Origin of the sequence: Providencia sp. Me31A (assembly GCF_050487165.1) — a bacterium.
GTDB lineage: Bacteria > Pseudomonadota > Gammaproteobacteria > Enterobacterales > Enterobacteriaceae > Providencia.
The window spans coordinates 1-1,013 of the sequence record NZ_JBKQGZ010000071.1 but is presented as its reverse complement, the minus strand read 5'-3'; the positions used below and the strand labels follow the sequence as shown (position 1 = coordinate 1,013).

General features: G+C 34.9%; 1 protein-coding gene and 1 pseudogene. Both read left to right on the top strand.

Annotated features, from left to right (window positions below; translation table 11 throughout):
* Nucleotides 1-440 (top strand): annotated as a pseudogene (locus ACLPIE_RS22505) (RHS family protein); the annotation flags it as partial.
* 7 nt (nt 441-447) lie between these two features.
* Nucleotides 448-801 (top strand): hypothetical protein, encoded by a 354-nt coding sequence (locus ACLPIE_RS22500; protein WP_430263843.1) that lies wholly within the window; start codon nt 448-450, stop codon nt 799-801.
* The last annotated feature ends 212 nt before the right edge of the window (nt 802-1,013 follow it).

Below are 1,013 nucleotides of genomic sequence, written 5' to 3'. Positions count from 1 at the left end.
GTCCGACAGGGTTTATTGATCCGCTGGGGTTGGCGGGTGGTTGTTGTGATGAACTATTAAAAAACCAAATAGGTAAAGAATGGGATGTTGGTGATTATTCTGTACTTAGAGATTCAGTTGTAGGACATAATTTAGGATTAGATGCGCACCATGTTGGACAGAAAGCTTTAATGAAGAATTTAGTCAAAGATTATGATCCTCAAACAGCTCCAGCAATACTTGTCACTAAAGAAGGTCACACAATACGTAGAGATGAAATTGTTGGTGTTGTATCAAGAAGTCGGATAAATCCAAACACAGGTGAGGTATTTACTGACCCTCGTAGCCTAATGGCTAGAGATATTAGAGAGTTAAGACGGGTTTACCCTGAAGTTCCCAATAAAAAATTGCAAGAGTTAATTCAGCTCAATAAAGATAAATACCCTGAAATGAATAAGTGAGAATAATATGAATAATGATGAGCTAGTTATCAATGCTATATATCAGGAACTCTTTATAGAGAACGTTGCTATGTATAGTGGTCGGCTATCTAGAATAGATGATCCATCTTCGAATTTAGGCGTATTTGGAAAAACCAGAAAGATTTATTCGAGTCTTACTGATGATGAAAAAAAGACAATTATTGACCTTATTAAAATTATTATAGCTGATACGACATCTGTATTACTTGGAACTATTGATGGAACACATATACCCAATAATATTGATGGTGATTTTGAACTTTTTTATAAAAACGAACAAATACAAGGTGATCTTCAAGACTATTTTTTAGAATTAGTTGAAACAAATAATTCTCTTTAAATTATTAACAATATTGAGGCCATAAAATTGCCTCAGTATTGTTTTATAAATAGTTATTATTAAAAACTATTTAGTATCCTCTTTAGCCGCTATCATACTCCGCCATCAACTCGCCATGGTATGCCGTATGGCGGTTAGCTGCGCTTGCTGTTGTTGGTTTTGTTGCTTTATCGTTCGGATATCTTCGCTGTCGGGGATTAACACCAAACAGC